Source organism: Niallia sp. Sow4_A1 (assembly GCF_052116745.1).
Taxonomy (GTDB): Bacteria; Bacillota; Bacilli; order Bacillales; family Cytobacillaceae; genus Niallia; species Niallia hominis.
Genome location: NZ_JBQKKM010000007.1, coordinates 113,200 through 134,260 on the forward strand (window position 1 = coordinate 113,200; position 21,061 = coordinate 134,260).

Here is a 21,061-nt window from a genome sequence, read left to right on the forward strand (position 1 = left end):
AATGGAGGCGAAAAAATGACTTCAAATGCAGCTAAAAATGATACAGAACAATCATTAGGATTAGAAAGTGAGTTTGAGCCTTCCCAATGGTTATCTAAAACTATTGAGGAAAAAGGGTTAAAAAAAGATTTTGTAACTACCTATGAAAGAAAAAAGACATTTCGTTTAATTTGTAACCAAGTTAAAGAAGAGCTACAAAGTATCATAATAGCTGAATCTGTAGAAAATGATCAATCTTCCTCTTTAATAAACGAAGATTCAAATAGTGATGATGTTTGGTTAAACAGACAGCACCAAGCAGTTATTGGTGACAAACAAGCTATATCTTACTTTATAACAAAAATAAACGAAGTCTTACAAAAAGAGAATATTACGTCCGATGAATATCCCTCTTTTTATGATTCTTTACCAGAAGCTATTTTCCATGAAGTATGGGGCGTAAGTATTCTACATAAATGGGATAAGGAACCTAATAGTGAATCAGCTGTTATCAGAGGGACAGAATTATGGATCGATAAAAATGGTTATTTTCAAAAACAACCAGAAGAATTTGAAAGTACAGCAGTCGTAAATCGTATAAAAAAAGCTTTTCAAATAAGAACAAAAGAAGCACTGATTAATGAGCAGCAACCAGAACTGGAAATAGAACGAGAAGATGGTTCGCGAATCACCATGATGATGAATCCTAGAACTAAACTAGACATTATAGTATTTAGACGATTCGTAATTAAAAATAACAGTTTAGAAGAACAAGCAAGATTAGGAACAATCCCACAAGATGATGTTCCTTTTTATCGAGCCTTATCAAGAAGCATGGCTAACACCATTTTTGCTGGAAGAGTTCGATCTGCAAAAACAACTTTTATGAAGTCTATGATACGCGAAAGACCACCTGAATACACAATTGCAGTATTAGAAAAACATTTTGAATTAAATCTAACCGAGGATTTAAAAGATCGTTTAATTTATGAAGTTCAGGCCACAGAAGGAGACCTACATCATGCCGTACCAAGACTTCTTCGTATGGAACATGACTATATTACTGTTGGGGAAATTCGTTCTCTAGAAACTGAGGGGTACTTACAAGCTTGTGAAAGAGGAGAACGCGGTGCATTTTCTACTTACCATTTAACAGCCGTTAAAAATATCGTTGCTCAGATTACCCGACATTTATTAGATGAATTTCCCAATCGGAAATTTGATAACGAACAAGAGAGGGTAGCGAGAAATATTGACTTGGTCATTTCCCTGAGCGCGGAAAGAGATAGAAGAAAGAAAAGGGTTATCGGTGTAACAGAAATTATATGGGATGAAATCGAAAAAAAACCAAAAGAACAAGATCTCGTTCGCTACCACCCAATAAGCAGACAATACTATTATTCTTCTAACATAAGTAAGGAACTTTTATATCTAATGGCTGAAGAAAGTGTAGAGGATACTAAAATTCTATTAAATCATCTAAAGAAGAAAGAAAAACTTTTTCCAATGAGCGAATACGAGAGACAAAAGGATAATATTCTTAATGATTTATTAGATGGTGCTTTAAATGAATAATTTTCAATGGCTTTGGCAATCTGGTATCAATTACGTTCTCTATTCCATCGTAATCGTTTCTGGGCTTTATATTTCCTATCAGATTATGATGGATTCAGTCAAAATAAAGTATCAAGAAGTTAATTATAAGTATCGAATAAGAAGAATCAAAAGTGGTAATGCTTCACCTGAATCGCATACTTATAAGCACCCTTTTTTTAAACACATAAGCTTATTAATAAGAACTACAAGTAATCATCGTAGTGACAATGATACTGGAGTATTTCTCCTATTCACCGCATTACTTGGTTTGACTAGTTTCGCTTTTATCTATTATTTAATAAAAGATTTTGTTATCGCCCTACTATTCGGGTTACTTCTGATGACCGTACCATATTTAATGTTAAGGATAAAATTAAACAAATTGAGATATGTCATGAGTACAGAATTTCTAAGTATGGTTCAGAAACTAACCCAAGCCTATAGTGTTAATAAATATGATATTTATTACGCTTTAAGTGCCATGCAAAACGAAATACAGAATAAAAGTTTAAGAAAAGTAACAGTTCGCTTAATTACTGATCTTCAGTTATCTCGAAATGAACAAGAATTGAGAGATAGCATTCAAGTTTTCACTTATACAACTGGAACCAATTGGTCAAAAAGATTAGGAAGTATTATTTTAAAAGGCTATAAGTATAAAGAAAACGTATTACATTCCCTCTTAGTTCTAACAAAACAAATAGAGGATACAGAAGAAATGTTAGAAGAAGAACAATCTCTAACTGTTGAATCTATTTATGATGGATTCCTAACGGTTCCATTGTTTATTGGCTCACTATTATTAGGTTATTTTACAAGTGGAGCACAGGATTGGTTTAAGCTTCAATTTGGAGAAAAATGGACATTATTTACCTTTTGCCTTTCCGTAGTAGGGACTGTTTTTTCACTTATAATTTCAATTTATTTAAAACATCCTAAAAACGACCTATAACAAGGAAAGGAGTAAAATTTTTATGGAATCAGAAGTTCTATTATTTAAATACATAGATGTATTTAAATACTTAGTTGTGATTGTTCTGTCTTTTACTTCAGGATATTTAGTGTATTTGGGAATGAACTCAACATCTGAACGAATGCAACACCGTTTACGGTTCAAAAGCAATTTACAAAAAAATAAGAACTCTATTTTAGGACTTGCTAAAAATTCTAAAGCCGAGGAATGGTTTAAACAAGCAAAGTATCCATTAGGACTAAATGGTATTAAATACTATTTAATTCTATATTCAGTAACAGCATTTTTAGTTCTTTATTACATAGTTTTTCCGGTTTTATTAGGGAATATGGATTATCTTGCACCAAAGGCTGCTGTTATATTACTTCTATTTGTTTTCGCTCTTCCTAGTAATCCTATTTCGTTATTTGTTTATATCATGAAAAGAACCATTGACTATCAAACATCGAAATTACATTCAGAGATTTTTATGCTCTATGATTTAATCATTAACGAAATAGAAATGATGACTGTCCATCGTCTTAATACTTATAGTATTTTGCAAAATATAAAGCCATTTTTCTATTTGCTACAAAAACCGTTAACGGAATTACTAAGTTCATGGACTAGTGATGGACCAAGTAAAGCATTAGAACAATTTTCTAAACACTTAGATTCTAAACCCAGCGAGGCGCTAATCGGAGTTTTACAAAATCTAGACAGTATGAAAAGAGAGACCGCACTTGAACAGTTAAATGGAATGCATGGAACATTTGCAAAAAAACAAGTTGAAAATTACAGAAGAAAAAGAAAAATAACAACAGATCTATTAAAAATTCCTATCAAAGCTACACATTTTATTCATATATTAAACTTTGTACTTGTAGTAGTAATGATGGTAATAGCTATATTAGATAAATCACAAATGTAAAGGTGGAATCTATTATTCTTTTAAGGAGGTGACCAACAATAAATACGTCGCTAAGTACTTTCATGAAAGTCGCCATTACAGCCATTGTGATAAGTACATTTATTTTTGTAGCTTTGTATCAGGAATTATCTGGTTTCTCTGATTCTATGGCTCTATATACTGCAAAAAGCGGTGGATAACGAGGGGATATTATTATGAATAAATCACTATTAACATTTATGATGATGGCAGCAATTGTATCCATTATGACTTATTTAATTTTAGGAACCTCATTTAATGCTTATAAAGCAAAAAACAATCAGTATCAAGATATGCTACAAAATGAACATCAAATAAAAATCAAATTGTAAAAGGGGAATTTTAAAAATGAACACAACTTTAGCTCAATTCTTGAAAATCGGACTTACAGTAGTAACAATTAGCGCATTCTTATTCTTCATCGGATACAATCTAGTAGGTTCAAATACTACTACTTATTCCGCAAAAATTAACGGAGCACAAAGCAACCTTCCTACTGGTGCTGGTGTATCTAGTAATAATTAAAAGATCAACATTTACAGTCAAAGGAGTTTACCGCTCCTTTGATTTTTTCAAAGGGGTGTTCTAAATGGCAAGAACGTTAGCCGAATGGATGGTATTGTTTATCACAGTAAACCTTATATTCACACCAATATTAGCATCAATTGATAGTATGCATCGTGAAGCAATTGAAGTTACTTTAACTGAAGGAGCAAAAAAAGCATCTATTGAAGGCAGATTAACACCAGAAATTATTAAGGAAATGAAAAAAACTCTAGTAGAGGGTTATAACTTTGACGAATCTAAAATTATCATCACAGGAACATCTAAATTAACCCCTCGAAACGAATATATAGAAGCTACTATTGAAGTGCCACGAACTTTTATATTTATTCTTAATATATTCAACCAAGGTCCTAGAACTATTTCAAAAAGCACCAAAATCTTAAGCGAATATTAGGAGTATATAATGAGTACAACATTAAGAACTTTATTATTTGCACTACTTTTTGCATTAATTATGCAATTACAGCTTAATTTAGATACAGACAAAACCGCTTCTAGACAATTAAAGAACTCTTTAGAATTAGCAGTTCATGATGCTGGTCTTGCGATTAATCCAGCTGCATTATCTGAAGGAAAGATAATCTTTGATAAAGAAAAATCATTAGAAAATCTTAAAAATAGTTTAAATAATAATTTAAAACTTAAAAGTTCTCAGGGCTATGTTTATACACCTACCGCAAACTCTTTTTTTCAGAAAGAATTGTACTTAGTTCATCTAGAATTTATTGATGATAGTATATCCAGGACCTATCCGTTTGTATATTATAACGATAACTACCAGGTATTCGAAAACGTAGAAGGTCCTTGTGTAATTGCCATTGTAACTACTGAAAGCCCCCGCTGGTTCAAAGGAGATCTTGCAATGATACGACAAGCAGCGGTTTATGAGTATAAAAATAAATAACAGGATAAAAGAACCATGCTAATTGTATGGTTTTTTCTTTTAATATTCCAAAATTATCCGATATAAACAGTGAACATGGTTAAAACAACCAATTTTTTTTACTTTTATAATGAAATTATCTTAAGAACCGGGTATAATTAAGGCATATCAATACTATTTTTTATTTTTTGTGCCATCAATGGCTATTCGATTAATGAAAAAAGATGCGGTTCTTTGGGACTATGTTTTAGAAGTTGATTAGGGTGATTATACTCTGATCCATTAAAACGTCCCATTGGATCGCTTTTTTTCGTTTATAAAGGACAAAAAATAAAGTAAAAAAATTGAGAGGGGAAATTTATATGAAAAGAGTAATAACGTTATTAACATTAATACTAATTTTAGGAGTATTAAAACCAGTGCATTTGCTTGCAGATGAGTTACCTTTAGCATCCTGTAGCATGACAATTAATTCAGATAAGGCTACACAAGCTAACCCAGCAAATGCAAGTGGATTATGCAGAGATATAGTGTATGGATATTATGCAAAGGCTGCAGATACTTTTAATATTTTTGGTGGGGTTCATCAATCTGTAACAAAAAGTGGTCAAAAGTTTATAGTACCCGTTTTTTCAGATAAACACACTCATGCAGAATTAACGGTTTATATTAACAGGGTTGCTACTAAGCCAACTCCTAAACCTACACCGAAGCCTGAGCCAAAGCCCGAACCTAAACCTACACCAAAGCCTGAGCCTAAACCAGACCCTAAACCTGCACCAAAGCCTAAACCAGAGTCCAAACCGGTTACACAACCGAATTCTGATAATAAAGCAACAAAACCTTCTACTTCTACAGGTAGTAAAAATTCAAGCAATACCAATACTAGTAAAAATAACTCAACTAATACTTCAAAATCGAGTTCTAGTAAAAGCAACTCAACTAATCTATCAAAATCAAGTGGAACAAGCAATAATACAGAAAGTAAAAAAACAAACAGCAGTTCTTCTTCCAATAGTTCATCAAAATCAAGTCAAAGTAGTTCTTCCGATAGAAGCAATAACGAGGAAAATAAAGTTGTTGCCACTGTAACAAAAATAAAGGAAGGAAGTAATACATCTACTGATAAAAATGATAATAAAACAAAAGAAAGCACAATGGAAACTGAGCAGAAAAAAGAAAGTTCTGATAAAAACGACCCTTCTACTGAAAACAAGGAAGATAACATGGATACCAATATTACAAATGAAAACAATGATAATATTAAAGAAGAAGCAACTCGTTCTTCAATTCTAGATGAAGATGAGTCTAAATCTAGTAAACTCCCAATAATTATTTCGGTAGTAGGAGTACTAATTATCGGAGCTGCAGTAATCTTCATTATTAGAAAGAAAAAATTAAAAATTTAAAATTGTTATTTATTGATTCCCCATTTAATTTGCTTTAAAATATTTAATATAAACTTTTATATTAAATGGGAACGACCCAAGACGAAGTAGTTTAATAAACTGCTTTAGTTTTGGGTCGTTTTTTATTATTAGGAGGTGAAATGTTAATTTTTTTACAAAGAATAGAAAGCGGGATTTAAATGAGAAATGCAAAGATTTTTTTTCTGATTCCTATTTTATTTTTTTTATTTTTACTTTTTATTCAAGAGCATCATGCTCACGCAAGTACTGGTGATGAAGATATATATAATGTTTCATCAACGGTTAAGAATAATTGGAATAACCTAATGGGATCAAAAGATTTCACTATGACTAGTGGAAGAAAAATAGTTTACGATGTATATTCAGACAAGTTTGTTACAAATGGTTATCAAGTTACAACAAAAAATTTTGGGAAAGGTAGTCAAAAATATATTAGATTTTCGGGTTGGTCAGTATTATTTGGACATCGTGAACATACCTCTTCTAACCAAGATACGTATATAGTTGCTAGAAAATCATCTGGTGATAGTGGTATCGGCACAGTAAAAATTTATAAAACAGTTCAAGGAAGTTTAGATGCAACTGAGGATCTAGAATATAATAATCAAGGGGCTGGCATATGGAACCAATGTCCATCTAGTGCAACAAATAGATGGAACGATGATTGCAATATGAAATATCAAGATGTAAGTTTTAATGCTTATTTACCCTTAGAAGAGCTTTTCAATAAAAAAGAAAAAGCTAATTGGGATTTATTTATCGTTAAAAAAGTGCAAAATCAAATTGTGTATACGCCACTTATTCTTCCTTTCGAATTTAGTAATAAAGCATATGAGGGAGGAAAGTTATCGCTTTCAAGTGGTACCAATACTAATACCTTAGAAATGAATGCAGAAGGTGTATTACGAAGGAAAACGCCCAGAGAAAGTGCACCCTCTGTCATTGATGAATTAGGTAATAACAGATACTTCACTCAAGGGAAAACTTATACAAAAGTCGATTTTGAAGAATCACAAACAGCTGTTTGGTATGGAGTTAGAAGTCCACATGATAGTAATAAAACCAAATGGGCAAATACCGCATATTTTACTTTTAAAGGAGATCAAGCTAAATTATCATTTCAACCAAATAGACCTCCTATTGCAAAATGGGAATGGGATCCTTCCAATAACGTCTATAATGATACAACTGTCAAAATGATAAACAATTCGTCTGATCCCGATGGCGACCCTTTAACTTACAAATGGTACAGGAAACCATATGGATCAGCTGATAGTAATTATGTTCAAATATCAACTGCTAAAACGCCATCTAGCTTTAAGATTGCAAAAGGAAAGTATACCTTTAAATTAGTAGTTTCTGATGGAAAAGAAGAGGCAGAAGCTGGACATGCTTTATATGTAAATAACAGGCCTCCTGTTGCAAAATGGGAATGGGATCCTTCCAATACTATTTATAATGATACACCAATCAAGATGGTTAATAGTTCTTCAGATCCTGACGGAGATTCTTTAACATATCGCTGGGAAAGAAAACCATATGGCAGCGCAGATAGTAATTATGTGACTGTGTCTACTGCAAAAACGCCGTCAAGTTTCACTATAGGAAAGGGAGACTACACCTTTAAACTCACTGTTTCTGATGGAGAAGATGAAAGTGTTGTCGGTCATGCCTTATATGTTATTAATAGACCTCCAATAGCTGATTTCACTTGGAATCCTAGTACCATTTACAATGATACTTCTGTTTCTTTCAGTAATAAATCTTCAGATGTCGACGGTGACTCATTAACGTATAAGTGGGAAACTCAAAAGCCTAATGAGACTACCTGGAGTACATTTTCTACTTCTAAAGACCCTCCTTATACTTTGAATAAAAAGGGCGTTTGGAAAGTTCGTTTAACTGTCTCAGATGGAGAGGCCAGCCATAATGTAACTAAAAATATTACTGTACAGAATAGAGCACCAGCTGCCGATTTTTCTTGGAGTCCTAGTACCATTTACAATGATACTTCTGTTTCCTTCAGTAATAAATCTTCAGATGCTGACGGTGACTCTCTAACGTATAAGTGGGAAACTCAAAAGCCTGATGACACTAATTGGAGTACGATTTCGACTTCTAAAAATCCCTCTTATACCCTAAATAAAAAGGGGATTTGGAAAGTTCGTCTAACTGTTTCCGATGGGGAAGCAAGCAATAATGTGACTAAAAATATTATTGTAAAAAACAGAGCGCCGAATGCTGATTTCACCTGGAGTCCTAGTACCATTTACAATGATACTTCTGTTTCCTTCAGTAATAAATCTTCAGATGCTGACGGTGACTCTCTAAGGTATAAGTGGGAAACTCAGAAACCTAATGAGACTACTTGGAGTAGCATTTCCACTTCAAAAGAACCTTCTTATACTCTAAATAAAAAGGGCGTTTGGAAAGTTCGTTTAACTGTCTCAGATGGGGAAGCTAGTCACAACGTAACTAAAAATGTTACTGTGCAGAATAGAACTCCGGTTGCTGACTTTATATGGAATCCTAGTACCATCTATAATGATACGTCCGTTTCTTTTACTAATAAATCTACGGATGCTGATAAAGATTCTCTAACGTTTAAATGGGAAGCTCAGAAGCCAAATGAGTCTACTTGGAGTACCATCTCTTCTTCTAAGGACCCTTCTTACACTTTAAATAAGAAAGGGGTTTGGAAAGTCCGATTAACGGTTTCAGACGGAGAAGCTAGTCATAATGTGACTAAAAACATTACCGTTCAAAACAGGATACCTGTAGCAGATTTCACTTGGAGTCCTAGTACTATCTATAATGATACGTCCGTTTCTTTTACTAATAAATCTACGGATGCTGATAAAGATTCTCTAACGTTTAAATGGGAAGCTCAGAAGCCAAATGAATCTACCTGGAGTACTATTTCTACTTCTAAGGACCCTTCTTACACTTTAAATAAGAAAGGGGTTTGGAAAGTCCGATTAACAGTTTCAGACGGAGAAGCTAGTCATAATGTGATTAAAAACATTACTGTTCAAAACAGGATACCTGTAGCAGATTTCACTTGGAATCCTAGTACCATCTATAATGATACGTCCGTTTCTTTTACTAATAAGTCTACCGATGCTGATAAAGATTCTTTAACGTATAAGTGGGAAGCTCAGAAGCCAAATGAATCTACCTGGAGTACTATTTCTACTTCTAAGGACCCTTCTTACACTTTAAATAAGAAAGGGGTTTGGAAAGTCCGATTAACGGTTTCAGACGGAGAAGCTAGTCACAACGTGACTAAAAATGTTACTGTTAAAAATCGAGCTCCTGTTGCGGATTTTACTTGGAACCCAACAACCATTTATAATGATACCACTGTCTCTTTCACTAACAAGTCATTTGATACAGACGGTGATCCATTAACAAATATATGGGAATATCAGGAACCAAATAAAACGACTTGGACCAAATTCTCGACTGAAAAAAATCCTAAAAATATTTTCACTAAGGTGGGAGATTATAAAATAAAATTAACTGTTACAGATGATGATGGAGCTACAGGTACAAAAGAGAAAACTCTAAAGATTACCAATAGACCACCACAAGTTACTCTTACATATACACCAAAGGATGTATATGAAGGTGATACCGTAAATGTTTGTATAAAAGTAATTGATTTAGATAAACAACCAATGACAGTTAAATTATTTTTAGAAAAGGATTATGGGAATAAACAAACCGTTTTAACAAAATCAAATATTAACTCTGGTGAAGAGGTTTGTTATGTTTTTGTTCCAGACGTAGGGAATTATGATTTTACTACCGAAGTGGATGATGGCCATGATAAAACGACTGTAGATATATCCTTTTATGCTAAACCACTAATCATAAAAGGACATGTAAATCATACAGCCGATTGGAAGAAAAAGCATGAGAAACTTGGAAATACACTAGATAAATTTTTTAGTGGTGAAAAGTTTTTACTTGAAGCAGATACTTCACCTTATGAAACTATTTATGTAAAGAGTACTTTATCCGCGGTTCAAATGGATAACAAAAATACTACCTCTCCTGTTGATTTAAATAAAGTAACTAATATATTGTATAATGGTTCGCTTTATGAAGAAAAACATCAGTACTATCCAACTATGTTGAAAGTAGGAGAAGCTAAATTTGAATTTGAAGTAAAGTATAAGAATGGAGTAATTAAAAAGGATACCGTTAAAATAAATATAATTGATAACGCATTTAACTCATCTAGATATCATCGCAAATTTTAATTAATGTGGTCAATTATAGTATGGCTTGTCATAATGAGGCTGGGACATAACCCTCCTCTGAAATGAAAAAGCCTGTGAAATTTTACTCATAGTAAAATTTCACAGGCTTTGATTTACTTTTTTGAAGAAAAATAAGGATCACTTCTGATAAAATAAAGTCACCACAACAAAATCTAATCAGAAAGAAGGATCCTTATGTTTAAAGATTATACCATGAATCAAATCGTTTTACCTTTAGATTTAGAAGTAAAATTACAAAATAATGATATTGCCTTCCATGTCCATCATTTAGTGGAAAGTATCCCTCAAGAAGCGTTTGAACCATTTCTTCGAAATGAAGGTTGTCCTGCCTATCATCCACGCATGATGCTTAAAATTATTCTATGTGCCTACACTCAATCTGTCTTTTCAGGGCGTAAAATGGAGGCCCTATTAAAAGACAGTATCCGTATGATGTGGTTAGCTCAAGGGTATGAACCAAGCTATCGTACAATTAACCGATTTCGCGTTCAACCAGAAGTAAAAGATTTAATTCGTCAATGTTTCATCCAATTTCGCTGCCAATTGATCGAAGAAAAACTGATCGATCAAGAAGCGATATTTATCGATGGTACAAAGATTGAAGCGAATGCGAATAAATTTACGTTTGTCTGGAAGAAAGCGATTGAGAAATTTCATCAGAGTTTAATTGATAAGTCAAACCAGTTGTACAATGAGTTGCTTGAGAACGAAATCATACCCCAAATTGAACGGGAAAGTGATGAACAGCTATCATTTGGAGAGCTCACTCAAATGGTTCAAAAAGTAGACGAAGTAGTGACCGAATATGATAAACAAATTGAAGAATCTTCAGACGTTACTGAACGAAAAGCCTTACGAAGTGAACGAAAATACCCGAAACAAGTGCGTAAACAGTTGATTGATTTTGTCTTGAGAAAACGGAAGTACCAACAGGATTTTACAATCTTTGGACCACGTAATAGCTATTCTAAAACAGATCTAGATGCGACATTTATGCGAATGAAAGATGATTATATGAAAAACGGGCAATTGAAAGCTGGTTACAATGTACAAATCGCAACGGAAGGTCAATATGCGCTTGCTTATAGTTTATTTCCAAACCCAACAGATACACGTACGTTAATTCCATTTTTAGATGAGATAGAGCAACATTATTTCGAGTTACCGAAACATATTGTTGCAGATGCAGGTTATGGTAGTGAACAAAACTTTAGTGATATTCTCTCAAACAGAAACCGAGAAGCACTGATAACATATAACATGTTTTTGAAGGAACAAAAGAAAAAGTACAAACAAAATACATTTAATCCTGATAACTGGGTATATGATCAAGAAACCGATACATATACGTGCCCTAATCAGAAACGTTTAGAATTTCAATATCATTCTGTCCGAACCGACGCTACAGGTTTCCAAAGGAGTTTCAAAATCTACGAGTGCGAAGACTGTTCAGGATGCCCATTCCGTTCATCATGTACCAAGGCAAAAGAAGGAAACAATCGAAAACTAATGGTGAACAAAAAATGGGAACAGCAAAAAGAATATGTGAGAGCGAAGCTTTCAGAAGAGAAAACGAGTGCCATCTATCGAAAACGCAAAACCGATGTGGAACCAGTTTTTGGATTCTTGAAGGCTAATTTGCGTTTCACTCGATTTTCTGTACGAGGAAAATCGAAGGTGGAAAACGAAATGGGCCTCGCATTAATGGCAGTGAATTTAAGAAAATTCACTGCCATTAACTAAGATAATAGAAGAATTAACACGAAAAAAAAGAGAAAAGTGAATTTGAGTACCTCAAATTCACTTTTCTCTTTTTTAGAGGCTAGTTATGTCCCAGCCTCTTTTTTATTTATATTGGTGTTCACGAATAATAATGTCCCTTTAAACAACTATATAGTTGTTTAATAAACAATAAAGTTATTTAAAAACGAATAGTATTCATCGTAATCTTGCCAGTTCTTCTAGAACTAACGGGGCAGGATAGTTAAAGAAGGATTTACATATTTTTTGGTGAATATTTGAATGAACTTACTAAATTTAACAGAAGATGATGTAATCCATATGGCTAGTAAATCAGATTTATAATGAAAATTTCGCTTTTTAGAAATTATGTAGATATATGCGAAGGAGGATATACATGACTGAAATAAAAACACTTTCAATTCCAGACCCAATAACTGCCCTGCTAAATAACTATGAGATGACTATTGAAAGGTTATATATATTTAATAGGTTACTACCAGAAAGGGATACCAAAGAGAATGATTTATATCAACTAGCTGCAGAGTACTATAAAGTTTTAAAGCATGTTTCTAAAGAGCTATATAAGGATTTTTCAGTGGAATTATTACCGGTTGGAGAGTTCTTCGAAGAAATGTCCGAGAGATTGGATGACGACGAAATTCAGGAATTAATTAAACCATTCTTAGAATAAATCTTGAGTAGCAAGTCCTAAATAGTGTTTCCCTAAGTTTATTATTTTTGCTCTAGTGGTGTTTTTAACATTTATCAATAAAACCTAATGAAAAATTCTTTAGAAAGATCGTGCTACATTCCTATAATAAATAAGATGCTTCTTTTGTCGCTATAGGGGCAGGATAGTTTAAGTGAATTTCTTCACAAACCTACGAATAGCAGCTACTTTACTTTTTGGATCTGGGTATACTTCCACAAAATAAAAAATATAATGATTGGGTTTCATTAGTTAATGTATTTGTCACATTTCCTTAGATAATACATATGAACATATTAAGAATGCAGAAAGGAGAATATATATCGTGAAAAAATTTCTGTTTTTCGTTTTATGTATATTAATGATATCACCTTCAATTGTTAGTGCTCATTCAGGCATTGTATCATCTAATCCAAAAGAAGGAGAAATATTAACCGAGGAATTCAATCAAATTAACCTTTATTTTAATACAACTATAAACGAAATAAGCACAATGAAACTTTTGAAGGATGGAACCGAAATTTCGTTTATTGATATTGAAGTTAAAAGCAAAAAAATGATTGGAACCTTAACAGAACCTTTAGACAATGGCTCGTATAAGATTGAATGGTATATTGTCGGGAAAGATGGTCATCCAATAAGAGGTGAAATTAACTTTCTTGTACAAATAGAACAAAAAGAGGGAGAAAAAAATACAACTCAGCAAATCACTAATGAAGAGGAAAAAAGCCAAGTCCAAAATAATAATGATGGTATAAGTGAAAATACAGATGACAAAAACATCTTAGTAACATTAATGGGGCTATTTCTTATCTTTGCAATTGTGGTTATATGGTTAATAAGGAAAGAACTTTAACAAAACGCACTTTAAATATTGGTTTTTGTCAGTACTTAAATTACTTACTTTTCAATATAAAGAATTAAATCAAAAGTTAAAGTATGTTATGTGTTTATATAGAAGATGCAGGTAAAAAAGGGAACTTCTGTCCAGTCAGAAGTTCCCTTTTTTACCTGCATCCTTATTTACATATAACTTTCATTATTTCTTTATTGTATTTAAGGACCCGAAGGGTGAGGCATCAAGTGGTGATCTACTAGTGTATCATAATAAGAATGATTCGAATTTTTCAGGCTCGTAAAACGTATGTCCGTATATAATTCATATGTAAAAATAAAACTTCAATAAATAGACACATTTAATAAATTTTAATTTATGTATAATAATGATAGCACTACTAAAATAGTGTTAATGTTTTTTCTACAAATATAATATAAATTCATAGGGGGTTACGATGAAGAAAGTCATTTCTTTACTTTTAGTAGGATTGTTTTTTCTAAATGCAAATAATGCTTTTGCACATACAGGTTTAAAAAGTTCTTCACCAGAAAATGGGGAGACAGTAAAGGAAGAATTTAATCAATTAACACTCACATTTGAGACGAAAATTGAACAGGGAAGTACATTTACTCTTGTGAATTCAGCCGGAAAGGAAATTTCCGTTCAAAATATTGAGTTATCAGATGACCAAATGACTGGAAGGTTGTCTTCACCTTTGGAGAATGATAACTATGATGTAACATGGCAAATTATTGGAGTAGACGGGCATGTTATAGAAGGGGAATATTCATTTATAGTTGATTCGCCTGTTACAGAAGAAGAAAATACTGGTGTAACGGAGGAAAAAGCAACAGATGAATCTGTAACGGAGGAATCCACACAAGACGAATCACAGGAAGAAGTGGATCATTCCTCCATGACTCCTGAGGAACATGCTGCTTATGAAAAGAGAAATTCAGACCCTTCCACTGTTTTAATTCCTGCAATAATAATCTTAGTAGGAATTATCCTTCTTATCATAGCTGCGGCCTTCATTATAAAAAGGAAGAAATAAAAAATGGTGATTATAGGTACTCTTACTCAAGCTTTGTTATATGTTTGTTATGCCATGCTAATGGGGAGCTTTATTCTCGATCTTGTACCTAATAAGCACCGACCAGTGGTGCATGTACCTAAAAAAATATTACTATTCTCCCTCGGGGGGATAGTAATATTTTCATTTATACCCGTTTTGCAACTCATCTTGTACTTAAGTTCATTACGTGGGTTCTTAGAGGCTTTACCTTTGGTTTTATTAACTTTTGAAACAGGGAAATCCTGGTTCTTTTGTTTTATTGTCTCTATTATATTCTTCTTCTTTTTGTTACATTCTGATAATGAAAAGAAGTCGCACAACTTTATAGGGATATTGCTTACCTTTATCTTAATATGTTCCATGGGTTGGTCAAGTCATGCTAGTTCAATAAGTCCGATTAAAGGATTTTTTAGTGATACTGTCCATTTTACAGCAGTCAGTGTTTGGGTTGGTGTAATTCTTGTAGTTAGTTGGTTTTCCAAAGGCGAATCTAATTGGCTTCCATTTTTAAGTTGGTTTACACCAACTGCTATCTTTTGTTTAGGTTTGACAATAATATCTGGTTTTTTATTAATGGACCTTGTTGTTGACTATGAAAGCTACTTTAATTCATGGATGATACCTTATGGGCAAGCATTATTATTGAAACATCTTTTGATTATTCCTTTACTTGTCTATGCAATGATCAATGGAGTTCTTATTAGAAACAAATTAAAAAAAGATATAAAATTTAAGCCGAGGTCATGGGTAAAGGTAGAAAGTATTGTTATATTGTTGATTTTTTCTGCAACAGCGGCATTAGGTCAACAATCACCGCCAAAAGAAACAGCTATTACAAATGAAACTATTTCCAAAATGACTTCACTCTTTTTTAGAGGAGATGTTGTACCTGATATACAGGTGCAAATAAGCATTCATTTAAACAGTATCATACTGTTAATATTTGCTTTACTTTTTTTGGTTTTATTAGTACTTTCCTTTATAAATAAAAGGCATGTGATTTTATCGTTCTGTATGTGTCTCCTGTCCGTTATTAGTTTGTATATTTCATTAATGCTTAGCATGGAATAAAAACTTAATTGGAAGAAAAGTTCCTATTTCCTTCGATCAATTCAATTAATGAATTGATCTTTTTTATCTTATGGATTATTTCCCTTTTTTAATTTAGATTTTACATATTATAGAATTTTTTTGACTTTTAATAAAGACGAGTATATAATAATTATATGAATATATGTTCATATATTGTAATAAGAAGAATATATAACATCTTTTAGTTTCAAGAGTGTGCGCTAAAATACATTCATTTATTTTATTGGGGTAGTATATAATCAGATGTTTTATTAAGGAGGTATTATTATAATGGGGCATGATCATAGTCATAGTCATAATCATACAGGTGGATCAAACAAAAAGGTGCTTTTCATTTCTTTTATTATTATTACGAGTTACATGGTAATTGAAGCAATAGGAGGAGTTGTTACAAATAGTCTTGCGCTTCTATCCGATGCAGGACATATGTTAAGTGATTCCATTTCATTGTTGATTGCACTCATAGCATTTAAATTAGGGGAGCGAGCAGCTAGTCATAGTAAAACCTTTGGGTATAAACGTTTTGAAATAATAGCAGCTGTTATAAATGGAGTTACTCTAATACTTATTTCTCTTTATATCTTTTATGAGGCAATTAACCGTTTTGCCAATCCACCAGAGGTAGCAACAACAGGTATGCTTTATATTAGTATTATTGGTTTACTTGTTAACATATTGGTAGCTTGGATTATGATGCGAAATGGAGATACAGAAAACAATTTAAATATGCGTGGTGCCTTTTTACATGTTATTAGTGATATGCTTGGTTCAGTTGGTGCCATAATAGCTGCATTGCTTATCATGTTTTTTGGATGGGGTTGGGCAGATCCATTGGCAAGTGTATTAGTAGCTGCTCTTATTTTAAGAAGTGGTTACTATGTAACCAAAGATGCTATTCACGTTCTTATGGAAGGAACTCCTTCAAATGTAGACGTAGAGGACATTATTACCACAGTTAGTAAAACACCAGGAATACACTCTATTCACGACCTACACATATGGTCCATCACAAGTGGTTTGAATGCAATGTCTTGCCATGCTGTCGTTGATAAGCAATTAACTATCGCCGAAGGTGAAAATATTCTTCGGAAAATAGAACATGCACTTGAACACAAGGGGATTACTCATGTAACCATCCAAATGGAAACTTTAGCACATAACCATGAAAATTCAATCCTTTGTGAAGCAAAAGGTGAACCAGCCCATGATCATCATCATCATTAATTAGAAAAGAAGAGGCTGGGACATAACCCTCCTCTGAAATGAAAAAGCCTGTGAAATTTTACTCATAGTAAAATTTCACAGGCTTTGATTTACTTTTTTGAAGAAAAATAAGGATCACTTCTGATAAAATAAAGTCACCACAACAAAATCTAATCAGAAAGAAGGATCCTTATGTTTAAAGATTATACCATGAATCAAATCGTTTTACCTTTAGATTTAGAAGTAAAATTACAAAATAATGATATTGCCTTCCATGTCCATCATTTAGTGGAAAGTATCCCTCAAGAAGCGTTTGAACCATTTCTTCGAAATGAAGGTTGTCCTGCCTATCATCCACGCATGATGCTTAAAATTATTCTATGTGCCTACACTCAATCTGTCTTTTCAGGGCGTAAAATGGAGGCCCTATTAAAAGACAGTATCCGTATGATGTGGTTAGCTCAAGGGTATGAACCAAGCTATCGTACAATTAACCGATTTCGCGTTCAACCAGAAGTAAAAGATTTAATTCGTCAATGTTTCATCCAATTTCGCTGCCAATTGATCGAAGAAAAACTGATCGATCAAGAAGCGATATTTATCGATGGTACAAAGATTGAAGCGAATGCGAATAAATTTACGTTTGTCTGGAAGAAAGCGATTGAGAAATTTCATCAGAGTTTAATTGATAAGTCAAACCAGTTGTACAATGAGTTGCTTGAGAACGAAATCATACCCCAAATTGAACGGGAAAGTGATGAACAGCTATCATTTGGAGAGCTCACTCAAATGGTTCAAAAAGTAGACGAAGTAGTGACCGAATATGATAAACAAATTGAAGAATCTTCAGACGTTACTGAACGAAAAGCCTTACGAAGTGAACGAAAATACCCGAAACAAGTGCGTAAACAGTTGATTGATTTTGTCTTGAGAAAACGGAAGTACCAACAGGATTTTACAATCTTTGGACCACGTAATAGCTATTCTAAAACAGATCTAGATGCGACATTTATGCGAATGAAAGATGATTATATGAAAAACGGGCAATTGAAAGCTGGTTACAATGTACAAATCGCAACGGAAGGTCAATATGCGCTTGCTTATAGTTTATTTCCAAACCCAACAGATACACGTACGTTAATTCCATTTTTAGATGAGATAGAGCAACATTATTTCGAGTTACCGAAACATATTGTTGCAGATGCAGGTTATGGTAGTGAACAAAACTTTAGTGATATTCTCTCAAACAGAAACCGAGAAGCACTGATAACATATAACATGTTTTTGAAGGAACAAAAGAAAAAGTACAAACAAAATACATTTAATCCTGATAACTGGGTATATGATCAAGAAACCGATACATATACGTGCCCTAATCAGAAACGTTTAGAATTTCAATATCATTCTGTCCGAACCGACGCTACAGGTTTCCAAAGGAGTTTCAAAATCTACGAGTGCGAAGACTGTTCAGGATGCCCATTCCGTTCATCATGTACCAAGGCAAAAGAAGGAAACAATCGAAAACTAATGGTGAACAAAAAATGGGAACAGCAAAAAGAATATGTGAGAGCGAAGCTTTCAGAAGAGAAAACGAGTGCCATCTATCGAAAACGCAAAACCGATGTGGAACCAGTTTTTGGATTCTTGAAGGCTAATTTGCGTTTCACTCGATTTTCTGTACGAGGAAAATCGAAGGTGGAAAACGAAATGGGCCTCGCATTAATGGCAGTGAATTTAAGAAAATTCACTGCCATTAACTAAGATAATAGAAGAATTAACACGAAAAAAAAGAGAAAAGTGAATTTGAGTACCTCAAATTCACTTTTCTCTTTTTTAGAGGCTAGTTATGTCCCAGCCTCTTGTTATATATTAAGGGGGATAAATACAATGTTGGACACACTAGTTATTGGAGCGGGCCAGGCTGGTATTTCCATGGGTTATTATTTAAAAGAAACGGGTATGAATTTTCTTATTTTAGATAAAGGAAAAGAAATAGGGGAGAGTTGGAAGTCCAGATATGATTCCTTGATTTTATTTACTCCTAGAATATATAGTTCTCTACCTGGTTTTGCAATGGAAGGAGATAAGCATGGGTTCCCTACAAAAGATGAGGTAGCTTCTTATTTGAAACAATATGTTAAAAAGTTTGAACTACCTATTAAATTTCAAACAGTAGTAACAAGTATAACAAAACAAGAAGAGGAATTTGTAGTATGTACAAATAGAGATACGTACACGACACGTAATCTAGTTATTGCCACAGGTCCCTTTCAAACACCTATGATACCGTCATTCTCCAGTGATTTATCTAATGAGATTTATCAAGTGCATTCTTCTCAGTATAAAAATCCACAGCAGTTAAAGGATGGGAATGTCTTAGTTGTAGGCGGTGGAAATAGCGGTGCTCAAATAGCAGTTGAACTATCCGAAGAAAAAGAAACATACTTGGCACATAGTAATAAATTAGTATTCTTGCCATTAATTTTTAAACAAAAAAGCATTTTCTGGTGGTTTGATAAATTGGGAATTTTAAGTGCAAGTAAGAATTCTTTATTGGGAGGGTTCATCCAAAAAAAGGGTGATCCTATATTTGGATTCGAACTGAGAGATGCCATTAAACGAAATAAGGTGAAATTAAAAGAAAGAGTAATGGTTATAAATCGCGATAAAGTAATATTTAAAGATTTATCATCACTAGAAGTTAACAATATTATTTGGGCTACTGGTTTTACAAATTCATTACCTTGGCTGAACATAGATGATTTATACAATAAGGATGGAAAACTAATTCATCAACGAGGCGTTACCAATATTAAAGGTCTATATTTTATAGGTTTACCGTGGCAGCATAGACGTGGTTCTGCTTTACTTCAAGGAGTTGGATACGATGCAGAATATATAGTTGCAAAAATAAAATAGAAAAGTTGTTTAAGGGAAGAGGATGGACTTTACTTGTATAAGATAAAGTGGGTAGAGTCCTCAATAAAAAATAAATTAATTGACAAAGAAAATGTTTTTCAGATATCCTTTATATATGCATATCTGTTCATGTAAGAATATATTTATGTATAGGAAAAGAAGGTGGGGGAAGTGATGAGGAAAGAAGTTCTCTCTTTGTTATCGGATGAGAATATAAAAGGAGTTTCTCAACTATGCAAGGTGTTAACCAATCCAACAAGAATAAAAATCTTATCTTTAATTTACAAAAAGGACTTAACGGTTAACCAAATTTCCGATCGACTTAAAATGTCTAACTCAATGGTTTCTAACCAGATAAACTACTTGAAAAATATAAATTATATCGAGTGCAAAAAAGGTACAGAGAACTTTTATAGGCATGACGATGAGAAATTAATTGTTACCATTAATCGACTTTTAGAGCAATCTTGTTAAAAAGGTTGCTATTAAAATAAATAAAAAGTAAGTATCCGCCGGTAGAACCGGCGGTTTTAATTTCGCCCTATAAGGGCACTTTACCAACGAAGCCCCTAAAGGGACCTCTAAATTGACCGCCAACCGTTTACTCTCCCTACTTTTCTTTAAATGGATCGACGTATTCTCGTTTGCTCATATTATCTCGCAAACGGTCTTCTGCTTCTTGCTCTCGAATATACTTTGCAATTGTTTTTTCGTTTAATCCCACCGTACTTACGTAATATCCTTTCGCCCAAAACGTTCGGTTTCCATGATTATATTTTAAATTTGCGTGTCTATCATGGATCATCAAGGAACTTTTACCTTTTAAATATCCCATGA

19 protein-coding genes are annotated in these 21,061 nt (G+C 33.1%); 18 read left to right on the forward strand and 1 reads right to left on the reverse strand.

Annotated features, from left to right (window positions below; translation table 11 throughout):
- Positions 1 to 15: 15 nt before the first annotated feature.
- The 18 genes from ACTQ5K_RS06115 to ACTQ5K_RS06200 all read left to right on the forward strand — a co-directional run bounded on the left by ACTQ5K_RS06115 (position 16) and on the right by ACTQ5K_RS06200 (position 20,698).
- A complete protein-coding gene (locus ACTQ5K_RS06115) occupies positions 16 to 1,554 on the forward strand; it encodes an ATPase, T2SS/T4P/T4SS family (RefSeq protein ID WP_016205135.1) in 1,539 nt (512 codons plus the stop codon).
- Positions 1,547 to 2,527, forward strand: a complete 981-nt coding sequence (locus ACTQ5K_RS06120; RefSeq protein ID WP_016205134.1) for a hypothetical protein — start codon at positions 1,547 to 1,549, stop codon at positions 2,525 to 2,527. Before ACTQ5K_RS06115 ends, ACTQ5K_RS06120 begins: the two co-directional genes overlap by 8 nt.
- A 22-nt stretch (positions 2,528 to 2,549) precedes the next feature.
- Positions 2,550 to 3,458 (forward strand): hypothetical protein, encoded by a 909-nt coding sequence (locus tag ACTQ5K_RS06125; RefSeq protein ID WP_016205133.1) that lies wholly within the window; start codon positions 2,550 to 2,552, stop codon positions 3,456 to 3,458.
- A 194-nt stretch (positions 3,459 to 3,652) separates the two neighbouring features.
- Entirely contained in the window at positions 3,653 to 3,808 is a 156-nt protein-coding gene (locus ACTQ5K_RS06130; protein ID WP_193224519.1) for a hypothetical protein, read from the forward strand.
- Between the two features lie 16 nt (positions 3,809 to 3,824).
- Positions 3,825 to 4,001, forward strand: a complete 177-nt coding sequence (locus ACTQ5K_RS06135; RefSeq protein WP_162837589.1) for a hypothetical protein — start codon at positions 3,825 to 3,827, stop codon at positions 3,999 to 4,001.
- Between the two features lie 64 nt (positions 4,002 to 4,065).
- Positions 4,066 to 4,437, forward strand: a complete 372-nt coding sequence (locus ACTQ5K_RS06140) for a hypothetical protein (RefSeq protein ID WP_016205132.1) — start codon at positions 4,066 to 4,068, stop codon at positions 4,435 to 4,437.
- A gap of 9 nt (positions 4,438 to 4,446) precedes the next feature.
- Positions 4,447 to 4,947: a hypothetical protein gene (locus ACTQ5K_RS06145; protein WP_016205131.1), complete on the forward strand. Its 501-nt coding sequence runs from the start codon at positions 4,447 to 4,449 to the stop codon at positions 4,945 to 4,947.
- 341 nt (positions 4,948 to 5,288) lie between these two features.
- Complete coding sequence (locus ACTQ5K_RS06150) at positions 5,289 to 6,335, forward strand: hypothetical protein (protein WP_441993788.1); 1,047 nt, start codon at positions 5,289 to 5,291, stop codon at positions 6,333 to 6,335.
- Positions 6,336 to 6,514: 179 nt separating this feature from the next.
- Complete coding sequence (locus ACTQ5K_RS06155) at positions 6,515 to 10,624, forward strand: PKD domain-containing protein (RefSeq protein WP_016205129.1); 4,110 nt, start codon at positions 6,515 to 6,517, stop codon at positions 10,622 to 10,624.
- Between the two features lie 195 nt (positions 10,625 to 10,819).
- Positions 10,820 to 12,388, forward strand: a complete 1,569-nt coding sequence (locus ACTQ5K_RS06160) for an IS1182 family transposase (RefSeq protein WP_016205122.1) — start codon at positions 10,820 to 10,822, stop codon at positions 12,386 to 12,388.
- A 394-nt stretch (positions 12,389 to 12,782) separates the two neighbouring features.
- Positions 12,783 to 13,079, forward strand: a complete 297-nt coding sequence (locus ACTQ5K_RS06165; protein WP_016205128.1) for a hypothetical protein — start codon at positions 12,783 to 12,785, stop codon at positions 13,077 to 13,079.
- 343 nt (positions 13,080 to 13,422) lie between these two features.
- Complete coding sequence (locus ACTQ5K_RS06170) at positions 13,423 to 13,953, forward strand: copper resistance CopC family protein (RefSeq protein ID WP_016205127.1); 531 nt, start codon at positions 13,423 to 13,425, stop codon at positions 13,951 to 13,953.
- Positions 13,954 to 14,389: 436 nt separating this feature from the next.
- Entirely contained in the window at positions 14,390 to 14,989 is a 600-nt protein-coding gene (locus ACTQ5K_RS06175) for a copper resistance CopC family protein (RefSeq protein ID WP_016205126.1), read from the forward strand.
- A gap of 231 nt (positions 14,990 to 15,220) precedes the next feature.
- Positions 15,221 to 16,081, forward strand: coding sequence for a copper resistance D family protein (locus tag ACTQ5K_RS06180; protein ID WP_016205124.1), 861 nt, complete (start codon positions 15,221 to 15,223; stop codon positions 16,079 to 16,081).
- A gap of 291 nt (positions 16,082 to 16,372) precedes the next feature.
- Positions 16,373 to 17,326 carry a cation diffusion facilitator family transporter gene (locus ACTQ5K_RS06185; protein WP_016205123.1) on the forward strand — a complete coding sequence of 318 codons (954 nt, stop codon included), beginning with the start codon at positions 16,373 to 16,375 and terminating at the stop codon, positions 17,324 to 17,326.
- Positions 17,327 to 17,497: 171 nt separating this feature from the next.
- Complete coding sequence (locus tag ACTQ5K_RS06190; RefSeq protein WP_016205122.1) at positions 17,498 to 19,066, forward strand: IS1182 family transposase; 1,569 nt, start codon at positions 17,498 to 17,500, stop codon at positions 19,064 to 19,066.
- Between the two features lie 126 nt (positions 19,067 to 19,192).
- Positions 19,193 to 20,224: a flavin-containing monooxygenase gene (locus ACTQ5K_RS06195; RefSeq protein ID WP_016205121.1), complete on the forward strand. Its 1,032-nt coding sequence runs from the start codon at positions 19,193 to 19,195 to the stop codon at positions 20,222 to 20,224.
- A 174-nt stretch (positions 20,225 to 20,398) separates the two neighbouring features.
- Positions 20,399 to 20,698, forward strand: coding sequence for an ArsR/SmtB family transcription factor (locus ACTQ5K_RS06200; protein ID WP_016205120.1), 300 nt, complete (start codon positions 20,399 to 20,401; stop codon positions 20,696 to 20,698).
- Positions 20,699 to 20,834: 136 nt separating this feature from the next.
- Here the strand turns inward: ACTQ5K_RS06200 and ACTQ5K_RS06205 are convergent.
- Positions 20,835 to 21,061: transposase (locus tag ACTQ5K_RS06205; RefSeq protein WP_441993789.1), on the reverse strand; the 227-nt coding region annotated here is incomplete at its 5' end.

Bases quoted from the DNA above. Each gene is read 5' to 3' on its own strand.
- ACTQ5K_RS06115 (WP_016205135.1), top strand. From the start codon at position 16: ATGACTTCAAATGCAGCTAAAAATGATACAGAACAATCATTAGGATTA.
- ACTQ5K_RS06120 (WP_016205134.1), top strand. From the start codon at position 1,547: ATGAATAATTTTCAATGGCTTTGGCAATCTGGTATCAATTACGTTCTC.
- ACTQ5K_RS06125 (WP_016205133.1), top strand. From the start codon at position 2,550: ATGGAATCAGAAGTTCTATTATTTAAATACATAGATGTATTTAAATAC.
- ACTQ5K_RS06130 (WP_193224519.1), top strand. From the start codon at position 3,653: ATGAATAAATCACTATTAACATTTATGATGATGGCAGCAATTGTATCC.
- ACTQ5K_RS06135 (WP_162837589.1), top strand. From the start codon at position 3,825: ATGAACACAACTTTAGCTCAATTCTTGAAAATCGGACTTACAGTAGTA.
- ACTQ5K_RS06140 (WP_016205132.1), top strand. From the start codon at position 4,066: ATGGCAAGAACGTTAGCCGAATGGATGGTATTGTTTATCACAGTAAAC.
- ACTQ5K_RS06145 (WP_016205131.1), top strand. From the start codon at position 4,447: ATGAGTACAACATTAAGAACTTTATTATTTGCACTACTTTTTGCATTA.
- ACTQ5K_RS06150 (WP_441993788.1), top strand. From the start codon at position 5,289: ATGAAAAGAGTAATAACGTTATTAACATTAATACTAATTTTAGGAGTA.
- ACTQ5K_RS06155 (WP_016205129.1), top strand. From the start codon at position 6,515: ATGAGAAATGCAAAGATTTTTTTTCTGATTCCTATTTTATTTTTTTTA.
- ACTQ5K_RS06160 (WP_016205122.1), top strand. From the start codon at position 10,820: ATGTTTAAAGATTATACCATGAATCAAATCGTTTTACCTTTAGATTTA.
- ACTQ5K_RS06165 (WP_016205128.1), top strand. From the start codon at position 12,783: ATGACTGAAATAAAAACACTTTCAATTCCAGACCCAATAACTGCCCTG.
- ACTQ5K_RS06175 (WP_016205126.1), top strand. From the start codon at position 14,390: ATGAAGAAAGTCATTTCTTTACTTTTAGTAGGATTGTTTTTTCTAAAT.
- ACTQ5K_RS06185 (WP_016205123.1), top strand. From the start codon at position 16,373: ATGGGGCATGATCATAGTCATAGTCATAATCATACAGGTGGATCAAAC.
- ACTQ5K_RS06190 (WP_016205122.1), top strand. From the start codon at position 17,498: ATGTTTAAAGATTATACCATGAATCAAATCGTTTTACCTTTAGATTTA.
- ACTQ5K_RS06195 (WP_016205121.1), top strand. From the start codon at position 19,193: ATGTTGGACACACTAGTTATTGGAGCGGGCCAGGCTGGTATTTCCATG.
- ACTQ5K_RS06200 (WP_016205120.1), top strand. From the start codon at position 20,399: ATGAGGAAAGAAGTTCTCTCTTTGTTATCGGATGAGAATATAAAAGGA.